Origin of the sequence: Sphaerisporangium flaviroseum, assembly GCF_039537005.1 — a bacterium.
Lineage (GTDB): Bacteria > Actinomycetota > Actinomycetes > Streptosporangiales > Streptosporangiaceae > Sphaerisporangium > Sphaerisporangium flaviroseum.
The window spans coordinates 19,052-22,308 of sequence record NZ_BAAAZR010000032.1; the positions used below are offsets into that span (position 1 = coordinate 19,052).

Sequence of the window (3,257 nt, forward strand, 5' to 3'; positions counted from 1 at the left end):
CACGCGAGCTTTCGAGGAGAGGCCCGGGGCCGGCGCGACCGGCGATCGGCGACCGGCATGACGCCGGCCTCCGGGCCCCTCTCCACGACAGCGTGCGAGGGCGCACGATGATCGGCCGAACCATCGCACTGACCCCACATCACGACTGTCAGGCGCAGTTAACATTGGATGTCTCCGGTCGTCAAGAGCTGATCACTTCACTGTGTGTGATGGATGGATGCTCCTAAATGCCGGTAAATGCGGTCTAGCTGGCCCGTTGCCCGATGTCCACATCATCGCCCGATCAAGGGCGGCGATCAATACATCGGACGACTTCACGGTCTGCAGGACCGATTCGATGTCTGCCGCCCCCCACGGAAAGGCTCCGAAGGATCAACTACGTCCAGGGCGGCCGGTCGCCGATCGCGGCCAAATGATCGGCCATCATCAGCCGAAATATTTGCCCTGGTCACCGTGACCGGCCACCCCCGCAGGGGTATGGCGAAATTGATCCGTTCCGCGAAGTAAGTTCGGAAAGGCGGTGAGGTCATGAGTAGACCGACCGGCCTGGAAGCGCATCCCGACATTGTCGCGATGCGCGCCAAGTACGAACGGGCGAGTTCCAGCACGGCCGCACAGGTGATCGATGGGCTGACGCTTCTCGCGGGGCTCTACCTCGCGATATCGCCATGGGTGGTGGGCTTCAACGGCTTGTCCCGGCTAGCGGTGAGCAACATGGTCACCGGGCTGGCACTGGCCGCTCTGGCCCTGGGGTTCGCGTCCGCATACGGGCGCACGTACGGGCTGACCTGGATCGCACCCATCCTCGGAATCTGGACGATCCTCTCGCCGTGGATCATACGGTCCCACACCACTGGGTCGATCTGGAACAACGTCATCACCGGCATCATCATCCTTCTGCTTGGGCTGGGGGCCATGGCGGTGGGGAACCGGAAGATGCCGACAAGGTAGTGAAGGAGTGGTTCTCGGGTGTGGCGGTGTGGACCGCCACACCCGATTACGCGTACACCGCGATCCCGGCGACCACTCTGTTTGCGGCGCACAACGGGGGTAGGAGGCGGCCGTGACGGTGGAGCTGCGACAGAGCAATCCCACCGAACCGGGCATCCGCCGCAGGCGCCGGGGACGGGGGTTCACTTACCACTGGCCGGACGGCCGGCCGGTGGCCGACCGCCGGGTCCTCGCCCGGATCAGGGGTCTCGGCATCCCGCCCGCCTGGCGGGAGGTGTGGATCTGCCGGTACGCCGACGGCCACATCCAGGCCGTGGGCACCGACACGGCGGGACGGCGCCAGTACCGCTACCACGACGTCTGGCGCGACGAACAGGACCGCGCCAAGTTCGACCGCGTGCGCGAGATGGCCCGGAGGCTGCCGGCCTTCCGCGAGCGGGTCGACAAGGACCTCCAGGCGCGGGGCATGACTCGCGAGCGCGTCCTGGCCGCCGCGGCCCGGATGCTGGACATCGGCTTCTTCCGGGTCGGAGGCGAGGAGTACGACTCGTACGGGCTGGCCACGCTCCGCATGGAGCATGTGACCTGCCACAGGGGCCGGGTGACCTGCGTCTACCCGGCCAAGGGCGGCAAGAGGCGGGAGGTGGAGATGATGGACGCGGACGTGTGCAAGGTGATCACCTCCCTCCACCGGTCCGGGGAAGAGGGGGAGCTGCTGCGCTACAGGAGCGGCTCCGGCTGGGTCGACGTGCGCAGCGAGGACATCAATGGCTACCTGCGGGACATCCTGGACTTCGAGGTGTCGGCCAAGGACTTCCGCACCTGGCACGCGACGGTGCTGGCGGCGGTGGGCCTCGCCGTCTCCTCGCGTGCGAGCAACAGGACCGGGCGCAAGCGGGCGATCAGCCGCGTCATGAACGAGGTCTCGGATTACCTGGGCAACACGCCCGCCGTCGCACGGGCGTCCTATGTCGATCCCCGGGTGATCCAGGCCTACGAGAAGGGCCGGACCATCGAGAGGTCGCTCAGCGAGCTCGGCGCGGACGCCGACTTCGGGCAGCTCGCCACCCACGGCGGCGTGGAGAGGGCGGTCATGGCCCTGCTGCGCCGCTCATAGCCGCTCGTGTCCGGCGCCTCCGGGCGCCGGGAAGAAGGGAGAACGCGATGACCGACCTGAGGGAACCCCGGGCCGAGACCAACCCCTACACCTCCCTCTCGACCGCCGAACTGATCCGGCACCTTTCCGGGGAGGTCTCCCGGCTCGTCCGGGACGAGATCCGGCTGGCGACCCTGGAGCTCACGCGGAAGGGCCGGCGGGCCGGGCTCGGCGCCGGGCTGTTCGGCGGCGCGGGAGTGGTCGCCCTGTACGGCGGGGGAGCGCTGGTCGCGGCGCTGATCCTGCTGGTCGCCCAGGCGCTCGCGCCGTGGGTCGCCGCCCTGATCGTGGGAGTGGTGCTGCTGGTCGTCGCCGCCGTGCTCGCCCTCGTGGGCAAGCGCCAGGTGGCCAAGGCCACGCCACCGCTGCCGCAGGAAGCCATCCAGAGCCTCAAGGCCGATGTCGACGTCGTGAAGGAGAGTGCACACCGATGACCGAAAACGACCCCATCGGGGGCCCGTACCGTCCCACCGCCGGAGAGGTGGGCCTGCACAGGCAGGAGCCCGGTACGGCGACTCCGGAGTCCGCGGGACCGTCGCTCAACGTTCCCCAGGTGCACGCGCCGCCGAAGCCGTACGTCAAGCCCGTGGTCAGCCATGGGAAGGGCGATCCACTGGCCGGGCTCTCCGAGCCGCTCGTCCGGGCGAGCCAGGAGGCCCCGTCCGACCGGCCGGGCCGGCAGGCCCCGCCGGAGAGGAAGTCCAAGCAGGCGGCCCGCTCGGAGGAGGACCGGCTGCGCGACGACATCTTCCACACCCGGGAGGAGCTCGGCCGTACGGTGGAGGCGCTGGCGCAGAAGGTCGACGTGAAGGCGCGGGCGCAGCAGAAGGTGGCCGAGACCAAGGTCGTCGCGCGGGAGAAGGCCGCCGAGGTGGCCGGCCGGCTCCGCGAGGCCGCCTCGAAGGCCACCACGAGCACCACGGGAACGGCAGGTGAGGGCGTCCCCGGGGCGCTGAAGGGCGTCGCCGGCCAGATCACGACCCAGGCCAGGCGCCGTCCCGAGGTCCTCCTCATCGTGGCCGGAGCGCTCACCATGGCCGGAGCCGGGTGGCGGGGCCGGCTGGAGCGGCGCTCCCGCCCCGGTGCCACGACCAGGACCTGACGGAAGCCGGGAAGGCGGCCGGTGAACAGCCGGCCGGAGACGAGCGGG

The 3,257-nt window shown here is 69.6% G+C and carries 4 protein-coding genes; all 4 read left to right on the forward strand.

Going from position 1 to position 3,257, the window contains the following annotated elements:
* The first annotated feature begins 528 nt into the window (after positions 1-528).
* Complete coding sequence (locus tag ABD810_RS30720; protein ID WP_344948424.1) at positions 529-951, forward strand: SPW repeat protein; 423 nt, start codon at positions 529-531, stop codon at positions 949-951.
* Between the two features lie 112 nt (positions 952-1,063).
* On the forward strand, positions 1,064-2,068 hold the full coding sequence (locus tag ABD810_RS30725) for a DNA topoisomerase IB (protein WP_344948427.1): 1,005 nt from the start codon (positions 1,064-1,066) through the stop codon (positions 2,066-2,068).
* A 47-nt stretch (positions 2,069-2,115) separates the two neighbouring features.
* Positions 2,116-2,541, forward strand: a complete 426-nt coding sequence (locus ABD810_RS30730) for a phage holin family protein (RefSeq protein ID WP_344948430.1) — start codon at positions 2,116-2,118, stop codon at positions 2,539-2,541.
* Positions 2,538-3,209 carry a DUF3618 domain-containing protein gene (locus ABD810_RS30735; protein ID WP_344948433.1) on the forward strand — a complete coding sequence of 224 codons (672 nt, stop codon included), beginning with the start codon at positions 2,538-2,540 and terminating at the stop codon, positions 3,207-3,209. Before ABD810_RS30730 ends, ABD810_RS30735 begins: the two co-directional genes overlap by 4 nt.
* Positions 3,210-3,257: the final 48 nt, after the last annotated feature.

Bases quoted from the DNA above. Each gene is read 5' to 3' on its own strand.
- ABD810_RS30735 (WP_344948433.1), top strand. From the start codon at position 2,538: ATGACCGAAAACGACCCCATCGGGGGCCCGTACCGTCCCACCGCCGGA.
- ABD810_RS30720 (WP_344948424.1), top strand. From the start codon at position 529: ATGAGTAGACCGACCGGCCTGGAAGCGCATCCCGACATTGTCGCGATG.
- ABD810_RS30730 (WP_344948430.1), top strand. From the start codon at position 2,116: ATGACCGACCTGAGGGAACCCCGGGCCGAGACCAACCCCTACACCTCC.